Genomic DNA, 25,546 nt, shown 5'->3' with positions numbered 1-25,546 from the left:
ACGATCCGCCCCGTGCGGACTGCGTCCGACGGCAGGAGACCGCGGGCATCCCGAGGGTGGCGACGTTTGGTCGCGGCACGGCAGAGTGGCAAGATGATGTTTTGCGCTTTGCGTCCCGCGCGATCCGCCTTGGTGTAATGGCAGCACGCCGGCCTTTGGAGCCGTGCAGTCTAGGTTCGAATCCTAGAGGCGGAGCGAGCCTTGCCGTCGCCCGAACAAGGAGCTGGCCAGTTATGCCCTCACCCTCAGCCGTGATCGTCCTCGCCGCAGGCCAGGGCACGCGGATGAAATCGACCACTCCGAAGGTGATGCACCCCCTCGGCGGCCGTTCGCTCCTGCACCACGCGCTGGAGGCCGCCGCGGGGACCGGCGCCGGCCGGCTCGTCGTCGTCCTGCGCCATCAGCGCGACCTCCTGGCGGAGCACCTGGACGGGCTCCCGGAGCACATCTCCGGCAGCGTCGCCATCGCCGATCAGGACGAGATCCCGGGCACCGGCCGCGCCACTGAGTGCGCGCTGGCCCGGCTGCCGGAGGACCTGGACGGCACGGTGCTGGTCACCTACGGCGATGTCCCGCTGCTGAGCGCCGCGACACTGCGGGAGCTCACCGAATTCCATGAGACCGGCGGGCACGGCGTCTCCGTGCTCACCGCCAGGGTCCCCGATCCGACCGGCTACGGGCGCATCGTCCGGGACGCCGGCGGCGGGCTGGCCGCGATCGTGGAGCAGAAGGACGCCAGCGCCGAGGAACGCGCCATCACGGAGATCAACTCCGGCATCTACGCCTTCCGGGCCGCCACGCTGCGCGCGCATCTGCCCGCGCTGAGCACGGACAACGCACAGGGAGAGAAGTACCTCACGGACGTCATCGGCCTGGCCCGCGAGGCCGGGGAGTCCGTCGCGGCGATGACCACGCAGGACCTGTGGCAGGTGGAGGGCGTCAACGACCGCGTGCAGCTGGCCCGCCTGGGCAAGGAGTTCAACCGGCGGCTGCTGGAGCACTGGATGCGCGAGGGCGTCACGATCGTGGATCCCGACGCCACCTGGGTCGACGCCGGCGTGCGCCTGGCGCAGGACGTCACCGTCCTGCCGGGAAGCCACCTGCAGGGGGACACCGTTGTCGGCGCCGGCAGCGTCATCGGGCCGGACACCACGCTGCGCGATGCCCGGGTCGACGTGGGCGCGACCGTCACCCGCAGCCACGTCCAGGGCGCGGTCATCGGCGCCGGCGCCACCGTCGGCCCCTTCTCCTACCTCCGGCCGGGAACCGACCTGGGGCAGGACGGCAAGATCGGCGCCTTCGCCGAGACCAAGAACGCGCAGATCGGCACCGGGTCGAAGGTCCCGCACTTAAGCTACGTCGGCGACGCGGAGATCGGCGAGCACTCCAACATCGGCTGCGGCACCGTCTTCGTCAACTACGACGGGGTGAGCAAGCACCGCACCCGGGTGGGCTCGCACGTGCGGATCGGCTCGGACACGATGCTGATCGCGCCGGTCACGGTGGGCGACGGGGCCTACTCTGGTGCCGGCACTGTGATCCGCAAGGATGTGCCCCCGGGCGCGCTCGCGCTGAACGTCGCGCCGCAGCGCAATCTGGAGGGCTGGGTCGAGCAGAAGCGGCCCGGGAGCGCCGCGGCGCAGGCCGCCAGCTCCGCCCGTGAAGCCGAGCAGAGCGGGACGAGCCCGGCGGCGCCCGATGGGCAGGCCGGCACCCGCGCTCAGCCACAGCCTCACAACGACCAGGAGACCAACGCTGCCCAGGGGCAGCCCGATCAGCACACTTCCGAGGAGCGCGGCGCATGACCGACATCACGACCAGCGGAGAGAAGAAGCTCGTCTTCGTCTCTGGACGAGCCAATCCCGACCTGGCCAGGCAGGTGGCCGAGGCCCTCGGCACCGAGCTGCTCGGCAGTGACATCTACAACTTCGCCAATGGTGAGATCTACGTGCGGTTCTCCGAGAGCGTGCGCGGCTGTGACGTCTTTGTGCTGCAGAGCCACAGCGACCCCATCAACGACTGGGTGATGGAGCAGCTGCTCATGGTCGACGCCCTCAAGCGCGCCTCCGCCAAGCGGATCACCGTGATCGCGCCGTTCTTCCCCTACGCCCGGCAGGACAAGAAGCACCGCGGCCGCGAGCCGATCTCCGCGCGCCTGATCGCGGACCTCTACAAGACCGCGGGCGCGGACCGCCTCATCACCGTGGACCTGCACACCGCGCAGATCCAGGGCTTCTTCGACGGTCCGGTCGACCATCTGGTCGCGCTGCCCATCCTCGCCGAGTACGTCAAAGCCCATTACCCGGGCGAACTGACCGTGGTCTCCCCGGATGCGGGCCGGATCAAGGTGGCGGAGAACTGGTCGGCCAGCCTCGGCGGCGTGCCCCTGGCGTTCATCCACAAGACCCGCGACATCACCCGCCCGAACGAGACCAAGGCCAACCGCGTGGTCGGCGAGGTCGAGGGCCGCACCTGCATCCTGGTGGATGACATGATCGACACCGGCGGCACCATCGTCCAGGCCGCCGAGGCGTGCATGGCCGCCGGAGCCGAGGACGTCGTCATCGTCTCCACCCACGCCGTGCTCTCCGGCCCGGCCGTGGAGCGGCTGACCAAGTCCGTGGCGCGTGAGGTCATCGTGACCAATACGCTGCCGCTGACCCCGGACAAGATCTTCGACAAGCTCACCGTGCTGTCCATCGCGCCGCTGCTGGCACGCGCGGTGCACGAGGTGTTCGAGGACGGCTCGGTCACCAGCCTCTTCGAAGTGGATCACTGAGCCACCGGAACGCCCACGCAGGAAGGCCGTGCCCGTCAGGCGACGGGCACGGCCTTCCTGCGTGCTTGCTGCGTGAGAGCCGTCAGCCGTCGCGCTCGCGCAGGGCGACGCCGGTCTTACGGGACATCGCCTCGGAACTGCGGCGCAGGTTCGCGTCGTCGTAGGGGTTGTCCTCGGCCTGACCGTCGGCACGCATGAGTTCGTCCACGTCGATCTGGCCGGGATCGTTCAGCACGTCGTGCAGGCGCTGCCGGTCCTGCGTCCCGGTCCAACGGGCGATCACCAGGGTGCCGATGCCGTTGCCGGTCAGGTTCGTCAGCGCGCGGCCCTCGGACATGAACCGGTCGATGCCCACGATCAGGGCCAGACCCACCATCGGGATGATGTGGTCGAAGGCGGCGATGGAGGCGGCGAGCGTCACCAGGCCCGCGCCGGAGACGCCGGCGGCGCCGTTCGAGGAGATGAGCATGAAGGCGAGCAGCCCGATCTGGGTGGCGATGGGCACGTCGATGCCGAATGCCTGGGCGATGAACAGGGCGCCCATCGTCATGTAGATCGCGGTGCCGTCCAGATTGAAGGAGTAGCCGGTCGGAATGGTCAGGCCCACCACGTGCTTGGGCACGCCCGCCGCCTCGAGCTTGGCCATCATCCGCGGCAGCACCGTCTCCGAAGAGGAGGTGCCCAGCACGATCAGGAGCTCGTCCTTGATGTACCGGATGTACTTGAAGATGTTGAACCCGGCGAAGTACGCGATCGGCCCGAGCACCAGGAACACGAAGATCAGGCAGGTCAGCCAGAACGAGCCCATGAAGAACGCCAGCGATCCCAGGATCGCCGAGCCGTGCTCGCCGACGGTGAAGGCGATGCCGCCGAACGCGCCGACCGGCGCGACCCACATGACCTGCTTGATGACGCCGAACATGACCTTGGCGATGGCGTCCAGGGCGCGCACGATCGGCTGGCCGCGGGTGCCGAGCATCGTGATCGCCACCGCGACGAGAACCGCCAGCAGGAGGACCTGCAGCAGCTGGCCGTCGACGAAGGCGGACATGAAGCTGGTGGGCACGAGGGACAGGATGAAACCGGACAGGCCCTCACCGGCGGTCTCGCCGGCCGAGGCGATCGTCTCGTCGGCGGCGCTGCCGTCGAAGCTCGCCAGGTCGTAGCCAAGGCCTGCACCGGGCTGCAGGATGTTGATCACCACGAGCCCGAGCGCCAGGGCGGCGACCGTGGTCAGGTTGAAGTAGATGACGGTCCGCAGGGCGAGCCCGCCGGCTTTGGCGAGATTGCCCAGGCCCGCGATGCCGACCACCACGGTGGCGAAGATCGTCGGGGCGATCACGACCTTCACGAGGTTGATGAACAAGGTCGCCAGCCAGCGCATCCCGGCAGCGGCCTCGGGCAGGGCCAGGCCGAAGGCGATGCCCGCGGCGATGCCCACCAGGACCCAGAAGTAGAGCTGCTTCCACAGGGGCTTCTTCTTGCGTGTGACCCCGTCCGCGGGGGCCGGCGTGCTGCTCATGAGAGTTCTCCTTTGAACCGGGTCGTCTGCGTAGCCTCGGCGCTGCCGGTGGACCGGCCTGCAGAACGGTCTGTGAATCAGGTCACACGGCGGCGGCGCCAACGAACAGCATGCCGACCGCTCAGCCGCGGCTCCAAGCACAGGGCGCCTTTCTTGACATTGCCTTGACATTGGCGTTCCCGCGGCCGCCGGCACCCGGCCGCGCTTCCTGTCCTGACAGCGGCGGCTATCCTGGAGCGCATGACAGGGACCCGGCTGCCGCGGCGCGGTGTGCTCGCCGCGGGGCTGGCCGGTGCGCTGCTGCCGGCCCTGGGATGCGAGGGGCCGCAGGTCCCGGCGCCGGATTCACCGCTGCGGCTGGCCACTGGACCCGAGGGCGCCGTCTACCGAGAGATCGGCCAGGCCATCGCCGATGTCGTCAATCGCGAGTGGCCGCAGGCCCAGCTCGAGCTGCTCTACACCGACGCGTCCTGGGAGAACATCAGGCTGCTGGACCGGGGCGAGGTGGAGCTGGTGCTGATGAACATCGACATCGCGGAGAGCGAGGGGTCCGGTGCGCTCGCGCTGGGCCGGCTGTTCGAGTCCGTCTTCCACGTCGTGGTCCCGGCCGAGGCGGCCGTGCGCTCGCTGCGGGACCTGGACGGGCGGGAGATCGCCTGCGGCCTTCCCCTTTCCGGCTCCCGGTTCATGGCCCAGGCCATCTTCGAGGTGGCGGGAATCAGGCCCCGGCTGCGGGACTACTCCCAGGCGGCCTCCGCCACGGCCCTCATGGATGGAGAGGTCGAGGCCGTGGTGAGCCTGACCGGCATGCCCACGCCGGCGCTGGCCCAGCTGGGCGAGCACGGCGGCTTCGCGCTGCTGAGCCTGGCGGACGTGGTGGAGGACGTCGTCGCCGCCACTCCCATGCACTACATGCCGGTGACGGTCCCGGTGTCCATGTACCCGGGGCTCGGAACCGCTCAGACGCTGGCCGTGCCGACGCTGCTGGGCGCCGATGCCCGTCTTCCCGAGGAGATCGCGTGGCGGCTGACCGGGCTGGTCTTCGATCATGCCGCGGAGTTGTCCCAGGCCCGGCCGGAAGCAGGGCAGATCAATGTCCGCACCGGCGCCGCGACGGTGCCGGTGCCGCTGCATCCCGGCGCGGCGCGCTGGTTCCGCGAGCAGAAACCGTGACAGTGGCTGGACGCTGGGTCGGTCGCCTGGTCGGTCGCATGGCCGCCCGGCGGAAGCGGGAGTGCATCGGTACCCTGCGACCTCGCAGTTCAGGCCTCGTCCGGCGCAGCAGCGGAGCCGTCCGAAGCGCCCGGACCATCCGAGGCATGGCGGGGAGGCCCGGACCCGTCAGGGGCCAGCGGCAGCCGCAGCGAGGCGATCAGGCCGCCGCCGGGAGCCGCACGCAGTTCCAGGCTGCCGCCGACGTCCTCCACGGCCTGGCGCACGATGCTCAGGCCGAGTCCCGTGCCCGGGGTGTTCTGGTTCCGCGGTGAGCGCCAGAACCGGGTGCCGGCCTGAGCGAGTTCGTCCGGCGGCAGGCCCTGGCCGTCGTCGGCGACCTCGATCAGGTAGCCCGCGCCGGCGGCATGCGCGGCGCCGTCCCCGGGCAGCCGCCGGCCCCGGACCACGACCGTCCTCGCGCCGCCGAGGCGGAAGGCGTTGTCGATCAGCTCATCCACGAGCGACTCCAGCCCGCCGGCGGGTTCGGGTACGGCGGCGGGTTCCATGTCCACGCGCAGGCGTCCGCCGGCATGCTCGGCGTGGGCCTGCCAGCCAGCCACGGACGCCGGGGGTACGGTCACCAGCTGCGCCCGGTCCGGAGCACGGGACGCGTGTTCCAGCCTGGTCGCGGCGAGCATCCCGGCCACGATGTGCTCCATGCGCTGCACGGTGTCCAGCGTCTCGTCGAACGCCTCCCGGGACTCGCCGTCCGCCATCAGATGCGGTTCCAGGTTCTCCACCGCGATGTGCATCGAGGCGAGGGGATTGCGCAGCTGGTGGGAGGCATCGGCGACGAACTGCTGCTGGCGTTCCAGGGTGGACACGACCGTGTCGGCCATGCTGTTGAACGCGCGGGCCACGCCCTGCAGCTCGGGCGGCCCGGTCTCCGTGTCGGCGCGGACGCTCAGCTCGCCGCGCCGCATCCGGTCCATCGACTGCTGCAGCCGCTCGAGCGGCCGGACCACCCAGGCGGAGATCGGCCAGGCCAGCCATATGAGCAGTCCCGCCGGGATGATCGCCAGCCCGCCCAGCAGCAGCCAGTCACGGGTGATCCGCTCCCGGGTGGCCTCGGTGGGCACCTCCATCACGAGGGCGGCGATCACCTGGGAATCATGGCCCACGGGGACGACCAGGCTCAGGCGCTCGGGCCCGCCGGGCCACACGGTCGTCGTGCTGAGCCGCTGCGTCCCGGAGAGCGCCTGGGCGACCGCCTCGGGTTCCGCCTGCGCCGGGCCCGCGGCCGGCGGCCCGGCCATGTGCAGATCCGAGCCGTCACGACCGACCAGCCGCAGGGGCGTGTCGTACAGCTGCGCGTAGGCATCCAGCTCAGCCCGGAGGCGGGACGGATCTCCCGCCAGGCCCTCCTGGGTCAGGGACGCCAGGCGCCCGGCGTCCAGGAGCCGGTCGCTGATCAGCGCCGAGGTGTGCCGGTTCGCCAGCGCGAGGGCGGCCGGGATGAGGAGCGCCAGGAGCAGCAGCACCAGGACCGGCGCGCTGGCGATGGCGAACCTGCGCTTCACGGCCCTTCTCCGGCTTCCTCCGCCCGGTCTTCCCCCGGCCCGCCGGCCAGCTCGTCCGGGGCGGCGCGCAGCAGGTAGCCGACCCCGCGGACGGTGGCGATCTCCATCGGCGGCGGCAGCTTCGCCCGCAGGGCGCCGATGTGCGTGTCCAGGGAGCGGGAGGCGCTCGCGGGCCCGGAGGGCCAGATCTCGTCGAGGAAGCGCTCGCGCGGCACGGTGCTGCCCGGATGCGCCATGAGCAGCGCCAGGATGGCTGCCTCCTTGCCGGTCAGCTGCACGGCGTGTTCCCTGTGCGCTGCTGCGTCGGGTGCGGCCGGGCCCTGGTCTGGGCGCGGTGCGGGGAACTCTGGCGGGAGGTGCAGCAGCCGCGCCTCGGACTCCAGGCGGAAGCCGGCGTACTCCAGCGGCGCGGTCCGCAGCTCCCGCAGCGGGCGGGTGCGACGGGCCACCGCGTCGATGCGGGCCAGCAGCTCGGCGAGGCTGAACGGTTTGACGACGTAGTCATCGGCGCCGGCCCGCAAGCCCAGCACGCGGGAGCGCTCGTCCCCGTAGGCGGTGATGACGATGATCCCGACGTGGGCGTGCTGCCGCAGCCGCTTGACCACCTCGCTGCCATGGCCGTCGGGCAGGGACAGGTCGACCAGGGCGAGATCGGGTACGCCGGCACGGATCAGCCGCAGTGCCTCGGCCGCCCCCGCGGCGCGCTCGACGCTGTGCCCGGCACGGCTGAGTGCCCGGCTGAGCCCTCGGGCCAGCTGGTTGTCGTCCTCACACAGCAGCAGTCGCATCGCAACGAATCTAGCCGATGCCCGTGCCTCCGGCGGGCAGGGCGGGCCCCGGGCGGGCCGGTGGATTTCACCCCCGGGGCCGGGGCGGGCTATGATCGTGCGGTCACCTCGGCGAGGGAGGCCCGCCTGGCGCGGGCGCTCCGTGATCGACGCGGATGCACTGGTACGGCATATCCCATGCGGGAAGCTCGGAATCTGCACCGTCACGCGCACGCCGACGCACACGACCCGCAAAGGAGAACGATATGTCCGATATCAAGCTGGAAGCCGAATCCCGTACCGAGTTCGGCAAGGGTGCCGCCCGCCGCATCCGCCGAGCCGACAAGGTCCCCGCGGTGCTCTACGGCCACGGTGAGGACCCCCGTCACATCACCCTCAACGGCCACGCCATCATGATGGCGCTGAAGACCCCCAACGCCCTGCTGGAGCTCACCGTGGACGGTGCCAAGGACACCACCCTGGCCATCGCCAAGGACGTGCAGCGCCACCCGGTGACCTACCTGATCGAGCACGTGGACCTCATCATCGTCCGCCGCGGCGAGCGCGTCGAGGTGGACATCCCCGTGCACGTCACCGGTGAGGCCGCTCCGGGCACCCTGGTCAGCGTGGACGCGCAGACCCTGACCGTCGAGGCCGAGGCCACCAACCTGCCGGAGTCCGTGGAGGTCGACGTCGAGGGCCGCGAGCCCGGCGACCACATCTACGCCGCCGATGTCGTCCTGCCCAAGGGCTCCACCTTGGTCACCGACGGTGAGCAGCTCGTGGTGAACATCTCCGCCGAGCTCAGCCAGGAGCAGCTCGAGGCCGAGCTGGAGAGCGACGCCGTCGAGGGCGACGCCGTTCCGGCCACCGAGGAGTCCGGCTCGGATGCCGAGTCCGAGTCTGAGGACTCCGAGGACTGAGTCCGCTGAGCGAGGGACACTGGCTGCTGGCCGGGCTCGGGAATCCCGGGCCCGGCTATGCGGCTACCCGGCATAACGTCGGCCAGATGCTCGTCGACGAGCTGGCCGGCCGGACCGGGACGACCCTCGCGCGGGCCAAGGCCCGGGCCGTGGCCGGCACGACCCGCCTGGGCGTGCTGCCCGGCGGCCGGCCGGGGCCCCGCGTCGTGCTGGCCAAACCGCTCAGCTACATGAACCTCTCCGGCGGGCCGGTCTCGCAGCTGGCGGCGTTCTATTCGGTGCCGCCGGAGCGGGTCGTCGCCGTGCACGACGATGTTGATCTGCCCTTCGGTGCGATCAAGCTCAAGATCGGCGGGGGAGAGGGCGGCCACAACGGCCTGCGCGACATCACCAAGGCGCTCGGGACGAAGGACTACCTGCGTCTGCGCTTGGGCGTGGGACGCCCGCCGGGCCGGCAGGACACCGCCGACTTCGTGCTCAAGCCCTTCAGCGCCGCCGAGCGCAAGGAACTGCCGGTGTTCCTCGCCGATGCCGCCGATGCCGCCGAACTGCTCGTTACCGAAGGGCTCCTGGCCGCGCAGCAGCGCTACCACGGCCGCTGAGTCCCAGTGGCGGCCCGGCGGCTTGTATCAGACCAGGGCGATGTGAACGCGTTTTCCTGTCGCGTTCGCGATCTGTTCCAGTAGTTCTAGGGTGGGAACGACATCGGCTGCTTCGATGTCCTCGATCAGCACGGGGTCTGCACCTATCTCGGCTGCCAGTTCACGCTTCGAAAGCCCCGCTGCCGTACGAGCATCGTAAACCGACTGGGCGAATTCCAGCATGTGGTCGATCTTCTTGCCGCTCTTCCAGAATTCGATCCGCTCCGTCTCCGTCATGTTCGCGAGCATCTCTGCCATGACTGTCTCGTGTGGAGTGGTTTTCACGGTGTCCTCCGGAGCATCAGGCGGGCGCGGGCGATCTCGGCGCGTTCGTTCCTGCGTTGTTTTCGAAAGGTGGTAAGTGTGATGATACGCCGCTCGGGCCGGAGCGTGTAGGTGATACGGCGATCGACGTGCTCACAGCGGAAGCGCAACTCATAAAGGCTCCCTCCTAGGTTTCGTGATCGAGGCATTCCAAGAGCGCCACCAAGATTTGCGAGCTGATCGAGGACCTTCATAGCGTGACTCGCATCCTCAGAGCGAAGGGTCTTGAGCCAAGACGCTACCTCCGTCGAGTGGGCTATGGACCAGTCCGTCATGCTCGGCAAGCGTAGGCGGCGTGGTCCTACTGCCGGGAACCGTGCAGGGAAGCTGTGGATGGAGACGGTCGGGCGTCATCCTCTGTGACGTGCGGTGGCGGATCGCCTATCCGCAAAGCAGTTTGTCAACGCGGTGTCTGCGGAGACAACGTACGCGTGGCGGCGTGGCGCCCGGCTCACCATACTGGAGAGCATGACCGTGCTTCCGCCGTAGCCGTCCGTTCCGCCCGCTTCCGGAGAGGTTGTGCTGCGCCAACCGTGCTCCGCCGATGTCCCGATGGCGATGGAGCTGTCGACGGACCCGTATGTGCCGGCGACCGGTTCGCTCCCCGCTGAGGCGGACGAGGCGGAGGCGCTCGCCTGGGTGCAGCGACAGCGAGACCGGCACAGCGAGTGCACCGGATTCTCCTTCATCATCGCGTACAAGAACACGGACGAAGCCCTGGGGTCGTGCGGCCTCTGGCTGCGCCAGCTGGAGACCGGCAGAGCGAGCGCCGGATACTCCATCCGCCCCTCGGCGCGCGGACGCGGACTGGCGGTGGAGGCGCTGAGCGCCCTGACCTCGTTCGGCTGGTCCATCCCCGCACTGCACCGGATCGAGCTGTACATCGAGCCCTGGAACATCGCCTCGATCCGGACCGCCGAGAGGTGCGGCTACGCGCGCGAAGGACTGCTGCGCAGCCACCAGGAGATCGCCGGCCGTCGGCGGGACATGCTGATCTATGCGGCGATCCGCCCCTGAGGCGGGCCTGGCGGGCGCCTCAGCGGTAGATCGGCGTGCTGGTGCTCTTCAGTTCAGCGTCTCAGCTGAGTGCCGCCGGGCTCGTCCCGGTTGCTGAGGGTCCAGGCGGCGACGGCGCCGCCGATCAGGCCGAACAGATGGCCCTGCCAGGAGATGCCCGGCGTGACCGGGAGCAAGCCCAGGAAGAAGCCCGAGCCGTAGCTGAAGGCCACCACGAGCGCCACGACCGCGTAGAGCACCCGGTGCGCCGTGGCGCGGAAGAACAGCGCGCGCAGCATGATGTAGCCGAAGTAGCCGAACACCAGTCCCGAGGCACCCACCGTGAGCGTCCCCGGTACGCCCACCACCCAGGTCCCGGCGCCGCCGATGAGCGCCGCGAAAGCCGTGACCAGCCAGAACCGGCGCGCGCCCTCTGCCGCCACGATCAGTCCCAGCACCAGGAACGGGCCGGTATTGCTGAGCAGATGGGGCCAGCCGCTGTGCAGCAGGGGACTGAGGACCAGGCCCGGCGCCGATGACGGATCCCAGGAGCGGATGCCGAACATCACCCAGCTGCCGGGCACGATCGCGTCAAGAAAACGCACCGCCCACATGATCGCCAGCAGCAGGAGCACCGGCGTGAAGCGCTGATACCACGGTTCGGTCCTGGGCGTCCTGGCGGCGGGGGCACTCATGAGTCCCACTCTACGTACGTCGACTGGGAAGAGTCTTGGCGCTGCGGGCGTTGGACGGACCGGGAAACCGGTCCCGGGCGCGAGTAGGCTTGAGGACCGGCTGTTGTCCGTGCGCCGCAGTAGGCTGGGAGCGATCGTCGGGTCGGACCGGGTCCGAACCGGCCCCTACCGGCGCGAGCGCCGGGACTCCCCGCTACCGCCAAGGGCCCGTTGCCCGGGGCGCTTGCCGGTCAGCCGGCGCCTTCGCGCCACCCGAGAGCGTGCACCACGAGAGACATAAGGACATTCACGCGTGACCCTGCAGGGAATCAGAGAGCAGCTCCAGCAGACGGAGGCCTTCGCCTCGGCCGTCGCCGCACTCGCCGCCACCGGATCGGGCGGCGGGCGCATCGACGCCGTCAAGGGTCTCTGGCCGCCGCTGCTGAGTGCAGCAGTGGAGCGCACGGCGGACGGAACGAACGACGGCGGCGCTGCCGGTGCGGCCCCCGTGCTCGTGGTGACCGCGACCGGCCGCGAGGCGGAGGACCTGGAACGTGCCCTGCACGAATACCTCGACCCCGAGGCCGTCGCGGTGTTCCCCAGCTGGGAAACCCTGCCGCACGAGCGGCTCTCCCCGCGCTCGGACACGGTCGGTCGGCGCCTGTCGGTCCTGCGCCGCCTGGCACATCCCGCGTCCCGTCCGGTGCCGCTGCGCGTGGTGGTGGCACCCGTGCGCGCCGTGCTGCAGCCCCTCGTCAAGGGACTGGGCCAGCTGGAGCCGGTCACGCTGGCTCGTGGCGACGAAGCCGAGCTGAGCAGCCTGGCCGAACGGCTCTCCGGTCTTGCCTACTCCCGGGTGGACATGGTGGAACGCCGTGGTGAGTTCGCCATCCGCGGCGGGATCCTCGATGTCTTCCCGCCGACGGCCGAGCAGGCCCTTCGGATTGAGTTCTTCGGTGACGAGGTGGAGGAGATCAGGCCGTTCTCCGTGGCGGACCAGCGCTCCCTCCCTCTGGCCGACGGTGAACCGGAGCCAACCGTGTGGGCGCCGCCCTGCCGCGAAGTCCTGTTGGGGGAACGGGTCCGTTCCCGCGCCGCGGACCTCGTCTCCGCCATGCCCCAGGCCCGCGAGATGCTCGAGAAGATCGCCGCCGGCATCGCGGTGGAGGGCATGGAGTCCCTCGCCCCGGCGCTCGTCGACGGTATGGAGCCGTTCGTCGCGGTGCTGCCAAGAGATGCCCGCATCGTCGTGACCGCACCGGAACGTGTCTCTGCCCGCGCCGAGGACCTCGTCGCCACCACGGAGGAGTTCCTCGCCGCCGCCTGGGCCGGCGCCTCCGCCGGTGGAGAAGCCCCCATCGATCTCTCCCTGGCCAGCTTCCGCACCCTCGCCGACACCCGGGAAGCCGCCGCGCTGCTGGGCCTGGACTGGTGGGAGCTGGGCGGTTTCGCCCGCGACGAGGAGCTCCTGGACGACGCCGATGCGCCCCAGCTGCACCTGCCCGCCCGGGAGCCGCGCGGCTACGCCGGTAACGTCGAGGACGTCCTGGCCGATGTCCGCCAGCTCGTTGGCGACGGCTGGCGGGTCGCCGTCGTGACCGACGGCCGGGGTCCGGCCGAGCGGCTGCGGGAGGTGTTCGCCGAAGCCGATGTGCCGGCCGTCCTGCACGAGCACGGCTTGACCGAGGCACCGGCGGAACGCGTGGTGAGCATCGCCGCCGCCGGCGCGCTGGGCGGCTTCGTCGACGAGTCCGAGCGCTTCGCCCTGCTGACCGAGGCGGACGTCCTGGGGAAGGCCTCGGCGAGCTCCACCCGGGACATGCGCCGTCTCCCGGCCCGCCGGCGCCGCAACCAGGTGGATCCCTTAAGCCTCAAGCCCGGCGACTACGTGGTGCACGAGCAGCACGGCGTGGCCCGGTTCGTGGAGATGACGCAGCGGACCACCGGCAAGGGGGATGCCAAGCACACCCGCGAGTACCTGGTCCTTGAGTATGCCGCCTCCAAACGGGGGCAGCCCGGCGACCGGCTCTACGTGCCCTCGGACGCGCTGGACCAGGTGACCCGCTACGTCGGCGGCGAGGCGCCCCAGCTGAACAAGATGGGCGGGGCGGACTGGTCCAAGACCAAGGCACGGGCCCGCAAGGCGGTCAAGGAGATCGCCGGCGAGCTGGTCCGCCTCTACTCCGCACGGCAGGCGACGCAGGGCTACGCCTACGGCCCGGACACCCCCTGGCAGCAGGAACTCGAGGACGCCTTCAGCTACGTGGAGACCCCGGATCAGCTGAGCACCATCGAGGAGGTCAAGGCCGATATGCGCAAGCCGGTCCCGATGGACCGGCTGATCTGCGGAGACGTCGGCTATGGCAAAACGGAGATCGCCGTGCGCGCCGCCTTCAAAGCGGTCCAGGAGGGCAAGCAGGTCGCGGTCCTGGTGCCCACCACGCTGCTGGTGCAGCAGCACCTGGAGACCTTCTCCGAACGCTACTCCGGGTTCCCGGTCACGGTGGGCGCCCTGTCGCGCTTCCAGAGCGCCGCCGAGAGCGAGAAGGTCAAGGAGCAGATCCGCGCCGGCAGCCTCGACGTCGTGATCGGCACCCACCGGCTGCTCTCCGGGGAAGTGCGCTTCAAGGATCTCGGCCTGGTCATCATTGACGAGGAGCAGCGGTTCGGCGTCGAGCACAAGGAGACGCTCAAGGCGATGCGCACCAACGTCGACGTGCTCGCCATGTCCGCCACCCCCATCCCGCGCACCCTGGAGATGGCGGTCACCGGCATCCGCGAGATGTCCACCCTGGCGACGCCGCCGGAGGAACGGCACCCGGTCCTGACCTTCGTCGGCCCCTACGAGGAGAAGCAGATCTCCGCGGCGATCAAGCGCGAGCTGCTGCGCGAGGGGCAGGTGTTCTTCGTGCACAACCGCGTGCAGAGCATCGACAAGGTCGCCAAGCGCCTGGCCGAGCTCGTCCCGGAGGCCCGCATCGGCGTCGCCCACGGCAAGATGAGTGAAACCCGGCTCGAACAGGTGATCCTGGACTTCTGGGAGAAGAAGTTCGATGTGCTGGTGTGCACCACCATCGTGGAGACCGGCATCGACATCTCCAACGCCAACACACTCATCATTGACCATGCCGAGCGGCTGGGCCTCAGCCAGTTGCACCAGCTGCGCGGCCGGGTGGGCCGAGGGCGGGAACGGGCCTACGCCTACTTCCTCTACCCGGCGGACCGGGAGCTGACCGAAACCGCGCATGACCGGCTCACCACGCTGGCCGCGCACACCGAGCTCGGCGCCGGCATGCAGGTGGCGATGAAGGACCTGGAGATCCGTGGTGCGGGCAATCTGCTCGGCGGTGAGCAGTCCGGCCATATCGAGGGCGTCGGCTTCGATCTGTACGTGCGCATGGTGGGCGAGGCCGTGGCGAACTTCCGCGGCGAGAACACCGAGCCCGAAGCGGAGGTGCGCATCGAACTGCCGATCGACGCACATCTGCCCACCGAGTACGTCGAGCACGAGCGCCTGCGACTGGAGGCCTACCGCAAACTGGCTGCCGCCGCCACCGAGGCGGAGGTGCAGGAGGTCCTCACGGAACTCGTCGACCGGTACGGCCCCTACCCGCCGGCGGTGGAGACGCTCGCCGATGTCGCCCGGTTCCGGATCAGGGCCAGGAAGTCCGGCGTCACGGAGGTCGTGGCCCAGGGCAACTTCATCCGGTTCGCGCCGGTCGAACTGGGTGACGCCATGACGGTGCGGCTCAAGCGGCTCTACCCGAAGTCGCTCATCAAGCCGGCCACCCGGTCCATCCTGGTACCCAAGCCGACCGTGAACGCCGGAGCGGGCGGAATCCGGCGCGAGGACGTCGTGGACCGGCCACTGCTGGAATGGGCGACCCAGGTACTCGATGCGCTGCTGCCGGCCCCCGAGAACACGGAGGCGAACGCGCCCGACGGGGGAACGGCTCAGGCCACGGAACCGGCGGCGGCCGGCCGGGACTGAGGCGGCGAGGAGGGACGGCGATGGCTCATATACGCATGCTGCGCGGTACGGGAGGCGCCTGTGTCTCCCGGCTGACGGGCTACGCCTTCCAGTCGACGGGCCGCGCTGGATCCCCGCGGCGGCGCACCCTTCTGCGCGCTCGTCGGCGGCAACACCATTGGCTGGAGGGCCGCGGGCAGGCGCTTACACCCGCCGGCCAGGCGCGTGCACGAGAGGCCGATGTGGTGAGAGGGACCGGCGCTCGGGGCGATGCCGGGCACGAGAGGAGGGGAGAGGCCGGATGAGCGAGTCGACTGACCGCCTGCTGGAGATGATGCGGCGCCTGCGCGCCCCGGACGGCTGCGCCTGGAGCCGTCGGCACACGCACGAGTCGCTCGTACCGTTCGCCATTGAGGAGGCCTATGAGGTCGCCGAGGCGGTGGACGCCGGGAACCCGGACGAACTCGCCGACGAACTCGGCGATCTGCTGTTCCAGGTGCTCTTTCACGCCCAGGTCGCCGCCGAGCGCGGCACCTTCGACTTCGACGAGGTCGCGCGGCGGCTTGCAGTGAAGCTCGCCGCGCGGACCCCCCACGTCTTCGGCCCGGACGCCGCTCCGCCGGGAGAGGACATCGAAGCGGCCAAGGAACAGGCCGAGCGGTCCTGGGAGGAGCAGAAGAAACGGGAGAAGCCCGAGCGCCGTTCCGCGCTCGACGGCATCCCCGAACGGCTGCCGGAACTGGCCCGGACGCAGAAGCTGCTTCGGCGTGCGCACCGCGCCGGCCTCGCCCCCCGCACCGGCGCTCCGGCGCACCCCGCTGAGGGGGCAGCCGCCGATGCGGTGACAGGCGGCTCTGACGTGCGCGGCACTGCTGCGACCGGCGGGGCAGGCTCCCCCAGCGTCGCTGGCACCGCTGCGGCCGTGCCCGGCGGCGCCGGGAACCTTCCCGGCACTGGAACAAGCAGCGATGCGATGACAGGCGAGCCTAGTGTCACCGGCACCGCTACAGCAGGAAGCGCGGAGGAGGAGCGAGCGGCAGCGGAGGCACGCATCGGCGCTCTGCTATGGGAGGCAGTCAGCCTGGCGGAGGCCTCCGGTCTGGACGCCGAGAGTGCCCTGCGGCGGCACAACCGCGCGCAGGAGGCTCAGCTGCGCGCGCAGGAGGACGCCGCGCGGGGTTAGGCTTGGGGGCGACACCCGCACCCTTCGACGAAGCACTCTAAAAGGAGCAGCTGTGGCCGAAATCATCGCATCGACCGCCCGGGAGATCCTCGACTCGCGCGGCAATCCCACGGTGGAAGTGGAAGTCCTGCTTGACGACGGTGCCGTCGGGCGTGCCGCCGTCCCCTCCGGCGCCTCCACCGGCGAGTACGAAGCCGCCGAGCTGCGTGACGGTGATCCCGAGCGCTACCAGGGCAAGGGCGTGCGCGGCGCGGTCGAGGCCGTGCTCGACGAGATCAACGAGACCATCGTCGGCGAGGAGGCGGACGATCAGCGGATCGTCGACGCGCTGCTCACCCAGCTCGACGGGACCGCCAACAAGGGACGCCTGGGCGCCAACGCCATCCTGGGCGCGTCCCTCGCCGTGGCCCACGCCGCCGCGCAGTCCGCGGATCTGCCGCTGTACCGCTACCTCGGCGGCCCCAACGCGCATCTGCTGCCGGTGCCGATGCTGAACATCCTCAACGGCGGCTCCCACGCCGATTCGAACGTGGACATCCAGGAATTCATGATCGCCCCCATCGGCGCGGACTCGTTCTCCGAGGCGCTGCGCTGGGGCGTCGAGGTGTACCACAACCTGAAGGCCGTGCTGAAGGGCAAGGGCCTGGCGACCGGCCTGGGCGACGAGGGCGGTTTCGCCCCGAACCTGGGCAGCAACCGCGAAGCGCTCGACCTCATCCTCGAGGCCATCGAGCGCGCCGGCCGGACCCCGGGCAAGGACATCGCACTGGCCCTGGACGTGGCCTCCAGCGAGTTCTTCAAGGACGGCTCCTACCAGTTCGAGGGCGGCACGCTCAGCGCCGATGAGCTCGCCTCTTACTACGAGCAGCTGGTCGCCGACTACCCGCTGGTCTCCATCGAAGACCCACTGGACGAGAACGACTGGGCCGGCTGGGCGCAGCTGACGTCGCGGCTGGGGGAGAAGGTGCAGCTGGTGGGCGACGATCTGTTCGTCACCAACCCCGAGCGGCTGGCCCGCGGCATCGAGGAGGGCGCGGCGAACTCCCTGCTGGTGAAGGTCAACCAGATCGGCACGCTCAGCGAGACTCTCGACGCCGTGGCGCTGGCCCACAACAACCGCTACACCGCGATGATCTCGCACCGCTCGGGTGAGACCGAGGACACCACCATCGCCGACCTGGCGGTGGCCACCAACGCCGGGCAGATCAAGACCGGCGCACCGGCCCGTTCCGAGCGCGTGGCCAAGTACAACCAGCTGCTGCGCATCGAGGAGCAGCTGGCCGACGCGGCCCGCTACGCCGGTCGCGGTGCCTTCCCGCGGTTCGCATAGCCGCCACACCGCCTCCCGGGGCATCCCTCGCCCGGAGCGTTCGCCCTAAGCCGTTGCGCAGATGGCGGACACTCCGGGCGAAATGCTGTCCGGGCGCCGGCCGGCACGGCACAATCGTGTCACGGCCTTCCTCCTTCCTTCCCCGATCAGCAAGGCCAGATAGGTGAGTACTCGTGGCACGCAGTGACCGCGCCCGGCCCCGGGCAGTACCCCGTCGCCGGGGCGGCGCGGGCGCGGCCAAGACCACCCGCCGGACCGGCTCCGATCCCTCCGCCAAGAGCCGCCCCGCCGTAGCTGCGCGGACCAGCGCGGTGAGCGAACGCCTGCCAGAGGACCGCACCGAGGCCGGGCGCCGGCTCTCGGGGCGGGCGCTGCTCCTGGGCCTGGCGACCCTCGTGATCGTGCTGATGTCCGCGCCGACAGTGAACACCTACCTGAAGCAGGAGCGGGAGATCCTCGGCCTGAAGCGGGAGATCGCCCAGGAGGAGGAACGGATCGCCCAGCTGCACGAGGAGAAGGACCGCTGGGAGGACCCCGAATACGTCATGCAGCGAGCCCGGGAAGACCAGTTCTACGTGCTCCCCGAGGAGCAGGCCTACGTCGTGGTCCAGCCCAGGGACTCCGAGGAGGGCGGTCAAGAGGCCGGCACCGGTACGGTCGCCATGCCGCGCGAGGAGGCCGGGGGAGCGCCCACCAGGACGTCCAGCCGCTCATGGCCCGAGGAACTGCTGAACTCTATACTCGAAGCCGGCACGCAGCCGCAGACCCAGCAGGGGTCGGATTCCGGCACTCCGGGAGCCGGCACCGGCTCCGATCCAGCAGAAGAAGAGGAATGACGACCACCGAAGCCGAACCCGGTCCGCCCTCCGACCCCGTCCGTCCGGATGACCGGGAGGTGCTGCGTCAGCAACTCGGCCGGGTGCCCCGCGGCCTGGCGGGCATCGGCGCGCGATGCCGCTGCGGCAAGCCGCTCGTGGCCGTCACCGCCCCCCGGCTGGAGGACGGGACGCCGTTCCCCACCACCTACTACCTGAGCCATCCGGCCATCGTGATGGCCTGCTCCCGGCTCGAAGCCGCAGGTCTCATGGCGCAGATGACCGCCGAGCTGGGTGAGGACGCCGAGCTCGCGGCAGCCTACCGGCGCGCCCACGAGGCGTACTTGGCGGACCGCGCCGCACTGGCAGCCAGCCTCGGCCTGGGCGAGGTCCACGAGATCGACGGGTTCTCCGCCGGTGGCATGCCCGAGCGGGTCAAATGCCTGCATGCGCTCGTGGCGCACGCGCTGGCCGCCGGCCCGGGCGTGAATCCCATCGGCGACCGCGCCCTGGGACTGATCCGCGAGGAGTGGCGGCCCGAGCTCTGCCTCTGCGAGTGAGGGACTGACCGCGGCCGCGTCGGCGGCCGATGTGACCGTCCTGTCACGCGCCGGGACGAGCCGGATCCCGATGGTACGTTGTCAATGACGCGATGACGACTTCGAGGACGGACACGCCCCTATGCCGACAGAAGACCGCCGACGCCGCCACCCCCGCCTGAACGTACTCGCAGCCGCCTCGACGGCCGCTGCGTTGCTCATCGCGGGATGCTCCCCGGCCGAGGAGGACGATCCGCAGCCGGCGCCGCCGGAACCGGAGGAGACCCCGGCTGAGCCCGCCATCATCACCGACGACGACGGCTTCCGCACCTCCACCACCCTTCCCGAGCCCGTCGCGGAGCGGATCGTCGCGCTGCCCGGCGAAGACGGAGAGGAGACCGCCAAGCTCCAGGTGGTCTCGCTGGATTCCGATGGCGATTTCGCCCGGCTGGTCTACGCCTGGCTGGCACCGGAAACCGGCAGCGAACTCTCCCCGCAGCAGGTCTCGCCGTTCTTCAGCCGCTCCCAGGCGGCGCCGTGGATGCGGCTGATCGACCGCGGCGCCAGCGAGGTGATCGCGCCGCTGCGCGCCGACGGTCGCTTCGCCAACGACGGCGCCGTTTCCGCCGGCGCTGCCATGGCTGCCGCCCCGGACCCGGAGCCGATGTCCGAGGAGCACGACTTCAGCAAGGCGCGGATCAACTGCGTCTGCTCCAGCCTGCCCCGCAGCGCGCCCCGGGACGGCGTGGCGCTCGTCTACATCGACTTCCCCGCCCCGGAATCCGATGAGATCGACCTGTTCTTCGCCGAATGGGCCGAACCCCTGCGCGGCGTCCCCGTCACCGCCGGCACGCCGTTCGAACTGCCCGAGGACGACGGGCTGACGCAGCTGACACCGCGCAGCCACGAGATGTCCGGCCAGTATGGCACCGGCGCGGTCAGCTACGACCGGCAGCCGCTGTCCGCGCGCAGCGAATCGCTCAGCGGAGTCTCCACCACCATCGCCGGCGAGAGCCAGGAAGTCAGCCTGCCCGCCGATGTGCTCTTCGAGTTCGGCGAATCGGAGCTCTCCGCCGACGCCGAGCAGGTGATCGAGGACGCCGCGGAGAAACTGAACGCGGAGGCCGCCGGGCAGACCGTCGTCATCGAAGGGCACACCGACAACATCGACAGCCACGAGGTGAACCAGCGGCTCTCCGAAGACCGGGCAGAGGCCGTGGCCGAAGCGATCACGCCGCTGCTGGACGACGGCATCTCCGTCGAGACGGAGGGCCACAGCTACGACCGGCCGCTGGCGCCCAACCAGGATGCCGAGGGCAACGACCTGCCCGAGAACCGCGAACTGAACCGCCGGGTGAGCTTCCGCTACACCGCCACGGAGGACTCCGGTCACGGCATCGACCTGGGGGCCGAGGAACTGCAGGACCTGGACGAGGCCGAGCAGACGCAGGCGGAGCCCGGCGCGCTCGCCTCCTATGTGCTGCCTGCACCGGAGGAGGACGAGACCGAGCACGAGCTCCGCTTCGACGTGCTCGGCGCCGAACGCGACGGCATGACCGTGACCATGCGCTTCGCCCTCGGCCTGGCCGGTACCGGCTACGAGGCGAACGCCTTCCGCGGCAGCCGCGCCGCCGAGGACCCGCAGCTGCTGGGCAAGAACGCCTACTCCGGCGGCACCGAGCCCGGCCTGGGGAACCTCGGCCTGGTCGACGTCGCGGCCGGGCGGCAGTACTTCCCGGTCTCGGCCCCCTCCCACTGCGTGTGCTCCGAGGTCTTGGCCACGGGGCGGGATCTCCCCGACGAGGGCACTCCCGCCTTCGCGGAGTTCGAACTGCCGCCGGACCTCGACGGCCCGCTGATCCTGCGGATCCCGGACAGCGCCCAGATCGAGCTGCCGCAGGAACTCGTCGCCGAGCTCACCGCGGGCACGGATTGAGCCGGAAGCGCGTGCACCGGGGGGATAGGCGCCATGACGGGGACAGCATGGACGGCATGGACTTCGCTGCGCCGGCGCCGCGATCCGACCGGTGGTGCCGTCACGCCCGGACGCCCAGGTCAGACCGTTAGGCTTTCCCTATGACACGAGTAGCGGCCTTCGACTGCGGCACCAACTCCCTGCGCCTCCTCATCGCCGACATCGACGCCGATGCCGGCACCGCGACCGATGTGGTGCGGGACATGCGCATCGTCCGGCTCGGTCAGGGCGTCGATGCCACGGGGGCCTTCGCCCCGGAAGCACTGGAGCGGGCATTCGCCGCCACCGAGGAGTTCGCGGCGGTCGTCAGGCGCGAGGGCGCCGAGCGGATCCGCTTCACTGCGACCTCCGCGACCCGCGACGCGGCCAACCGCGAGGTCTTCCTCTCCGGCATCGAGGAACGGCTCGGCGTCCGCCCCGAGGTGATCTCCGGCGATGAGGAAGCCGCGCTCTCCTTCGACGGCGCCACCCGCGGGCTGACTGGCGCCGAGGCGCCCTATCTGGTGTGCGATCTGGGCGGGGGCTCCACCGAGCTCGTCCTCGGCGACGACTCCGGCGTGGCCGCCGCCTGGAGCATGGACATCGGCTGCGTGCGTCTGACCGAGCGGCACACCGGCCGTGAGCAGATCACCGCCGAGGCCCGCGCGGCCGCGCTCGCGGACATCGACGCCGCCCTCGACGAAGCCGAGACGCATGTGAGCTTGAGCGGGGTGCGCACCCTCGTCGGCGTCGCCGGAACCGTCACGACGCTGACCGCGCACATCCTCCGTCTGGACGGCTACCGGCCCGAGCGGATTCACGGCGCGCGGCTGCAGGCGGCCCAGGTCACCGCCGCTGCCCGGGAACTGGCCGAGATGACCGCCGGCGAGCGCGCCGCCCTGCCCTATATGCACCCCGGCCGCGCGGACGTGATCGCCACCGGCGCGCTGATCTACGACCGCGTCGTCGAACGCCTCCGCGACCGCGCGGGCGAGCCCGCGATCCTGACCAGCGAACGGGACATCCTCGACGGCATCGCATGGAGTCTGAGCTGAACAGCCCGATGCCCCGGTCCCGCGCCCCGCGACGGCCACGCCCCGCGAGCCCCGCCGCGCGCCGCCTCCTGCATCTGGCGGCGGCGCTGCTGCTCGCCGCTCCGCTGCTGGTGGCGCCGCTGCCGGCCAGTCTGCCCGCCGCCGCCCACGAAGCCTGGTACCTCGAGCAGCTCGGGATTCAGGAGATCTGGGAGGAGACCCGCGGGGAAGGCGCGCGCGTCGCCGTGATCGACTCCGGCGTCGACGACTCGCACCCCGGCCTGCCAGAGCTCGCCGGGGCGCGCAGCTTCGGTGACCCGGGCACCGACGGCACCGAACCCATCGGCGCCCAGAACGTCCTCTTCCACGGCACCGCCGTGGCCAGCGTGATCGCTGGCAACGGTCAGGACGGCAACCCCACGGGCGTGGCGCCGGAGGCCGAACTGCTCTCCGCCTCCGTGTGGCTGGGCGGGGGAGGGCCCGATGACGTCCCCGGCGCACGCGACCAGGTCGCCGATGCGGTCCGCTGGGCCGCCGACGAGGGAGCGGATGTCATCAACCTCTCCCTGGGCTGGTCCGAGCCGTCGTGGCCGGAGAGCTGGGACGAGGCCTTCCAGTACGCCATGGACAAGGACGTGCTGATCATCGCGTGCGTGGGGAACCGCCGTCAGGGTGCCGAGCAGGCGTGGTCCCCGTCGACGATGCCCGGGGTGCTCGGCGTCGGCGGCCTGGACCGGGAGGGCCGGCTCGCACCGGACGCCTCGGCGCCGGGCACCGCGGTGGACCTGATGGGTCCCGGCGTGCAGATCCCCGTGGCATGGCACGAGGGCGGGACCGGCCTGGCCGAGGGGTCCTCCTTCGCCGCCCCGATCGTCGCCGGGGTGGCGGCGCTCATGCGCGCCGGTGACCCGGAGGCCTCCGCCCAGGACATCGCCGCGCGCCTGCTTCAGACCGCGCGGCCGGTGCCCGGACACGACGGTGAACTGCCCGATGCCGCTGTCGGCCACGGCCGGGTGGACCCGCCCGCGGCCTTCGCCTCGCGCGCCACCGGGTCGGCTGAGACGCTCGGGGACCTGGAGGCGTGGGTGGCGATGCACCGGCAGGCCGAGCCGCTGCGCACCGAGCCGATCGAGACTCCCGACGAGGCCGGGACGGATGCCGTAGTGCAGCGGCTGGAGCCCGGCCGGGCGGAGGCAGCGCAACGGCATGCCCCGCTGCCGGTGGCGGGCATCGCCGTCACCTCCGGGTTGCTACTGGCGGCAGTGTTCACCCTGGTGATAGCGCTTGCCGCGCGGCTCAAGCCGCAGCGCGCCCCCAAATCGTGAAAACTTTCACAATCGCCTACGATGGGCACATGGCACTCATCAGGAACTCCACACTGCGTCCTCGTATTCTCATCGTCGGCGGCGGCTACCTCGGCCTGACCACTGCCCGGCTGCTGCTCAAGCAGCTCGGCCGTGGCGAGGCGACCGTGACCGTGGTCGACCCGAACCCCTACATGACCTACCAGCCGTTCCTGCCGGAGGTCGCGGCCGGCTCGATCGAGCCCCGGCACGCCGTCGTGCCGCTGCGCCGCAACCTGCCCGGCGCGGAGGTCATCACCGGCAAGGTCACCTCCATCAAGCACGCCGACCGCTCCGCGGTCATCGAGCCGGAGACCGGCGAGGCCTTCGAGCTCGACTACGACCACATCGTCCTGGCCGCCGGCTCCGTCGCCCGCACCCTGCCCATCCCGGGCCTGGAGGAGGAGGCCATCGGCCTCAAGCGGATCGAAGAGGCCGTCGCGCTGCGTGACCACGTGCTCAGCCGCGTGGCCGAGGCATCCCTGGTGGAAGACGACGAGGAGCGCCGCCGGCTGCTCACCATCGTGTTCGTCGGCGGCGGCTTCGCCGGCATCGAGGGCCTGGCCGAGCTGGAGGACATGGTCCGCGACGCCATCGCCCAGTACGACACCCTTACCCAGTCCGACGTCCGCTTCGTGCTGGTGGAGGGCATGGCCCGGGTCATGCCCGAGGTCGGCGAGGCCCAGGCCCGCTGGGTCGTCGAGGACCTTCGCCGCCGCGGCGTGGACGTGTACCTGGAGACCTTCCTGCAGGACTGCACCGACAAGCACGTCAAGCTCTCCAACGGCGAGGAGTTCGACGCCGACACCATCGTGTGGACCGCCGGCGTGAAGGCCAACCCGGTGCTGATCGACTCCGATCTGCCGATCGACGAGCGCGGTCGCCTCACCGTCCGCGCCGATCTTCAGGTGGAGGACGAGAACGGCGTCGTCGAGGGTGCCTGGGGCGCCGGCGACAATGCCGCCGTGCCGGATCTGACCGGCGGCGGCGTCGGCGGGTTCTGCGTGCCGAACGCGCAGCACGCGGTGCGCCAGGCTCCCGTGCTGGCGGCGAACGTGCTCAAGGCGCTGCGCGGCGGCACCGACTTCCAGCAGTACTTCCACAAGACCATCGGCTCCGTCGCCGGCCTGGGCCTGTACCAGGGCGTCTCGCAGATCGGTGACTTCGAAGCGCGCGGCGTGCTCGCCTGGCTGATGCACCGCGGCTACCACGGTGCGGCGATCCCGACGCTGGACCGCAAGAAGCGCGTGTTCGCCAACTGGATCATCAGCGCGATCCTCGGCCGGGACCTCACCCCGCTGAAGGACCTGGACGTGCCGCGGAAGAACTTCGTGGAGGCCGCGCAGTCCAAGCCGGCCCCCAAGAAGGAGAAGGCTTCCTGAAGCCTCGTTTCGCTTGAGCGCCCGGTCCTGATCAGCGCTGCCGGTGCTGGCCTTGCCGGCGCCAGCCGACGCTGACCGGGACACGCCGACGGCCCGCCGCCCCTGACGGGGCTGCGGGCCGTTGTGCTGAGTGCTCGGGCCAGCGCGTCGTGTTGCGACCGGTGCCCCGTCCGAGGCGTTCGCGCTTAAATCGTCGCTGCGCCCGTACGTCGTCGCTCCCCACATATGGAGAGTGACTGTGATGTCTCAGGACCTCGGTGACACGTATGGAGAGTGACGATCTATACGAGCACAGCGACGACATAACGGCGGATCGACGATGTAGCGGCACCGTCATACCGAGCCGGTCAGTAGACTGTCAGCACGCCCTCGTAGCCCAATCGGCAGAGGCAGCGGACTTAAAATCCGCTCAGTGTGGGTTCGAGTCCCACCGGGGGCACCACCGGCCTTGAGGCCCAGGGTGGCAGAGCGGTGAGCGACGGCCCTGTTCAGTCGCGCAGCGGCGAGGCTATGACGTCGTACTGGAAGCTGCTCATCTCTCCGCTCAGCAACGGCACCGCCTCGGCGATGGCTCCACGCACACTGGGCAGTTGCAGCGATTCACGGTGAGCCTCGGCCGAGGTGCCGGTCATCGG

Annotated in this window: 22 protein-coding genes and 2 tRNA genes; 17 read left to right on the top strand and 7 right to left on the bottom strand. The window is 70.6% G+C overall.

All coding sequences use genetic code 11. The features are described from left to right. Window positions 1-123: 123 nt before the first annotated feature. From IEW13_RS11285 to IEW13_RS11275, 3 genes are all read left to right on the top strand, one after another. Window positions 124-195 (top strand) — tRNA-Gln (locus tag IEW13_RS11285). A 38-nt stretch (window positions 196-233) separates the two neighbouring features. Continuing rightward, entirely contained in the window at window positions 234-1,805 is a 1,572-nt protein-coding gene (gene glmU / locus IEW13_RS11280; protein ID WP_188551014.1) for a bifunctional UDP-N-acetylglucosamine diphosphorylase/glucosamine-1-phosphate N-acetyltransferase GlmU, read from the top strand. Further along, window positions 1,802-2,779: a ribose-phosphate diphosphokinase gene (locus tag IEW13_RS11275; RefSeq protein ID WP_188551013.1), complete on the top strand. Its 978-nt coding sequence runs from the start codon at window positions 1,802-1,804 to the stop codon at window positions 2,777-2,779. The genes glmU and IEW13_RS11275 overlap by 4 nt, the downstream gene beginning before the upstream one ends. An 82-nt stretch (window positions 2,780-2,861) precedes the next feature. Here the strand turns inward: IEW13_RS11275 and IEW13_RS11270 are convergent, their stop codons facing one another. Beyond that, a complete protein-coding gene (locus IEW13_RS11270; protein ID WP_188551012.1) occupies window positions 2,862-4,301 on the bottom strand; it encodes a cation:dicarboxylate symporter family transporter in 1,440 nt (479 codons plus the stop codon). A 240-nt stretch (window positions 4,302-4,541) separates the two neighbouring features. Between IEW13_RS11270 and IEW13_RS11265 the strand changes: the two genes are divergently transcribed. Further along, window positions 4,542-5,474, top strand: coding sequence for a TAXI family TRAP transporter solute-binding subunit (locus IEW13_RS11265; RefSeq protein WP_188551011.1), 933 nt, complete (start codon window positions 4,542-4,544; stop codon window positions 5,472-5,474). A gap of 89 nt (window positions 5,475-5,563) precedes the next feature. On the opposite strand, the gene IEW13_RS11260 is transcribed toward IEW13_RS11265, so the two are convergent. Together IEW13_RS11260 and IEW13_RS11255 are read right to left on the bottom strand one after the other, a co-directional pair. Then, window positions 5,564-7,036 (bottom strand): HAMP domain-containing sensor histidine kinase, encoded by a 1,473-nt coding sequence (locus IEW13_RS11260; protein ID WP_188551010.1) that lies wholly within the window; start codon window positions 7,034-7,036, stop codon window positions 5,564-5,566. After that, window positions 7,033-7,824 (bottom strand): response regulator transcription factor, encoded by a 792-nt coding sequence (locus IEW13_RS11255; protein WP_188551009.1) that lies wholly within the window; start codon window positions 7,822-7,824, stop codon window positions 7,033-7,035. Before IEW13_RS11255 ends, IEW13_RS11260 begins: the two co-directional genes overlap by 4 nt. A gap of 245 nt (window positions 7,825-8,069) precedes the next feature. Between IEW13_RS11255 and IEW13_RS11250 the strand changes: the two genes are divergently transcribed. Further along, the gene (locus tag IEW13_RS11250; RefSeq protein WP_188551008.1) at window positions 8,070-8,726 is read left to right on the top strand and encodes a 50S ribosomal protein L25/general stress protein Ctc; all 657 of its coding nucleotides are present in this window, start codon (window positions 8,070-8,072) and stop codon (window positions 8,724-8,726) included. A 5-nt stretch (window positions 8,727-8,731) separates the two neighbouring features. Next, complete coding sequence (gene pth / locus IEW13_RS11245; protein ID WP_188551044.1) at window positions 8,732-9,328, top strand: aminoacyl-tRNA hydrolase; 597 nt, start codon at window positions 8,732-8,734, stop codon at window positions 9,326-9,328. A gap of 27 nt (window positions 9,329-9,355) precedes the next feature. On the opposite strand, the gene IEW13_RS11240 is transcribed toward pth, so the two are convergent. Together IEW13_RS11240 and IEW13_RS17830 are read right to left on the bottom strand one after the other, a co-directional pair. Beyond that, on the bottom strand, window positions 9,356-9,625 hold the full coding sequence (locus tag IEW13_RS11240) for a helix-turn-helix domain-containing protein (protein ID WP_188551007.1): 270 nt from the start codon (window positions 9,623-9,625) through the stop codon (window positions 9,356-9,358). A 23-nt stretch (window positions 9,626-9,648) separates the two neighbouring features. Next, window positions 9,649-9,966: a type II toxin-antitoxin system RelE/ParE family toxin gene (locus tag IEW13_RS17830; RefSeq protein WP_188551006.1), complete on the bottom strand. Its 318-nt coding sequence runs from the start codon at window positions 9,964-9,966 to the stop codon at window positions 9,649-9,651. Window positions 9,967-10,210: 244 nt separating this feature from the next. On the opposite strand from IEW13_RS17830, the gene IEW13_RS11230 reads away from it, so the two are divergent. Further along, window positions 10,211-10,708: a GNAT family N-acetyltransferase gene (locus IEW13_RS11230; RefSeq protein ID WP_268235197.1), complete on the top strand. Its 498-nt coding sequence runs from the start codon at window positions 10,211-10,213 to the stop codon at window positions 10,706-10,708. Between the two features lie 53 nt (window positions 10,709-10,761). Here the strand turns inward: IEW13_RS11230 and IEW13_RS11225 are convergent, their stop codons facing one another. Beyond that, window positions 10,762-11,382: a rhomboid family intramembrane serine protease gene (locus IEW13_RS11225; protein ID WP_188551004.1), complete on the bottom strand. Its 621-nt coding sequence runs from the start codon at window positions 11,380-11,382 to the stop codon at window positions 10,762-10,764. A 292-nt stretch (window positions 11,383-11,674) separates the two neighbouring features. Here IEW13_RS11225 and mfd point away from each other — a divergent pair, with 292 nt between their 5' ends. The 10 genes from mfd to IEW13_RS11175 all read left to right on the top strand — a co-directional run bounded on the left by mfd (window position 11,675) and on the right by IEW13_RS11175 (window position 25,353). Beyond that, window positions 11,675-15,352: a transcription-repair coupling factor gene (gene mfd / locus IEW13_RS11220; protein ID WP_373283572.1), complete on the top strand. Its 3,678-nt coding sequence runs from the start codon at window positions 11,675-11,677 to the stop codon at window positions 15,350-15,352. 280 nt (window positions 15,353-15,632) lie between these two features. Then, window positions 15,633-16,514, top strand: a complete 882-nt coding sequence (locus IEW13_RS11215) for a MazG nucleotide pyrophosphohydrolase domain-containing protein (RefSeq protein ID WP_188551003.1) — start codon at window positions 15,633-15,635, stop codon at window positions 16,512-16,514. A 52-nt stretch (window positions 16,515-16,566) separates the two neighbouring features. Further along, complete coding sequence (gene eno, locus IEW13_RS11210; RefSeq protein WP_188551002.1) at window positions 16,567-17,844, top strand: phosphopyruvate hydratase; 1,278 nt, start codon at window positions 16,567-16,569, stop codon at window positions 17,842-17,844. A gap of 173 nt (window positions 17,845-18,017) precedes the next feature. Then, window positions 18,018-18,680 carry an FtsB family cell division protein gene (locus tag IEW13_RS11205; protein ID WP_188551001.1) on the top strand — a complete coding sequence of 221 codons (663 nt, stop codon included), beginning with the start codon at window positions 18,018-18,020 and terminating at the stop codon, window positions 18,678-18,680. Further along, window positions 18,677-19,219, top strand: a complete 543-nt coding sequence (locus IEW13_RS11200) for a DUF501 domain-containing protein (RefSeq protein WP_188551000.1) — start codon at window positions 18,677-18,679, stop codon at window positions 19,217-19,219. Before IEW13_RS11205 ends, IEW13_RS11200 begins: the two co-directional genes overlap by 4 nt. Before the next feature lie 121 nt (window positions 19,220-19,340). Further along, the gene (locus IEW13_RS11195; RefSeq protein ID WP_188550999.1) at window positions 19,341-21,134 is read left to right on the top strand and encodes an OmpA family protein; all 1,794 of its coding nucleotides are present in this window, start codon (window positions 19,341-19,343) and stop codon (window positions 21,132-21,134) included. Between the two features lie 140 nt (window positions 21,135-21,274). Continuing rightward, window positions 21,275-22,207, top strand: coding sequence for a Ppx/GppA phosphatase family protein (locus tag IEW13_RS11190; RefSeq protein WP_188550998.1), 933 nt, complete (start codon window positions 21,275-21,277; stop codon window positions 22,205-22,207). After that, complete coding sequence (locus IEW13_RS11185; protein WP_188550997.1) at window positions 22,192-23,511, top strand: S8 family peptidase; 1,320 nt, start codon at window positions 22,192-22,194, stop codon at window positions 23,509-23,511. The genes IEW13_RS11190 and IEW13_RS11185 overlap by 16 nt, the downstream gene beginning before the upstream one ends. A gap of 29 nt (window positions 23,512-23,540) precedes the next feature. Continuing rightward, window positions 23,541-24,911, top strand: coding sequence for an NAD(P)/FAD-dependent oxidoreductase (locus tag IEW13_RS11180; protein ID WP_188550996.1), 1,371 nt, complete (start codon window positions 23,541-23,543; stop codon window positions 24,909-24,911). A gap of 365 nt (window positions 24,912-25,276) precedes the next feature. Beyond that, window positions 25,277-25,353, top strand: a tRNA-Leu gene (locus IEW13_RS11175). Window positions 25,354-25,399: 46 nt separating this feature from the next. On the opposite strand, the gene IEW13_RS11170 is transcribed toward IEW13_RS11175, so the two are convergent. Then, entirely contained in the window at window positions 25,400-25,543 is a 144-nt protein-coding gene (locus IEW13_RS11170) for a hypothetical protein (protein WP_188550995.1), read from the bottom strand. Window positions 25,544-25,546 lie beyond the last annotated feature (3 nt).

Origin of the sequence: Sediminivirga luteola (genome assembly GCF_014639315.1) — a bacterium.
In the GTDB taxonomy this organism is placed as follows: domain Bacteria; phylum Actinomycetota; class Actinomycetes; order Actinomycetales; family Brevibacteriaceae; genus Sediminivirga; species Sediminivirga luteola.
This window is presented reverse-complemented; position numbering and strand designations above follow the sequence as displayed.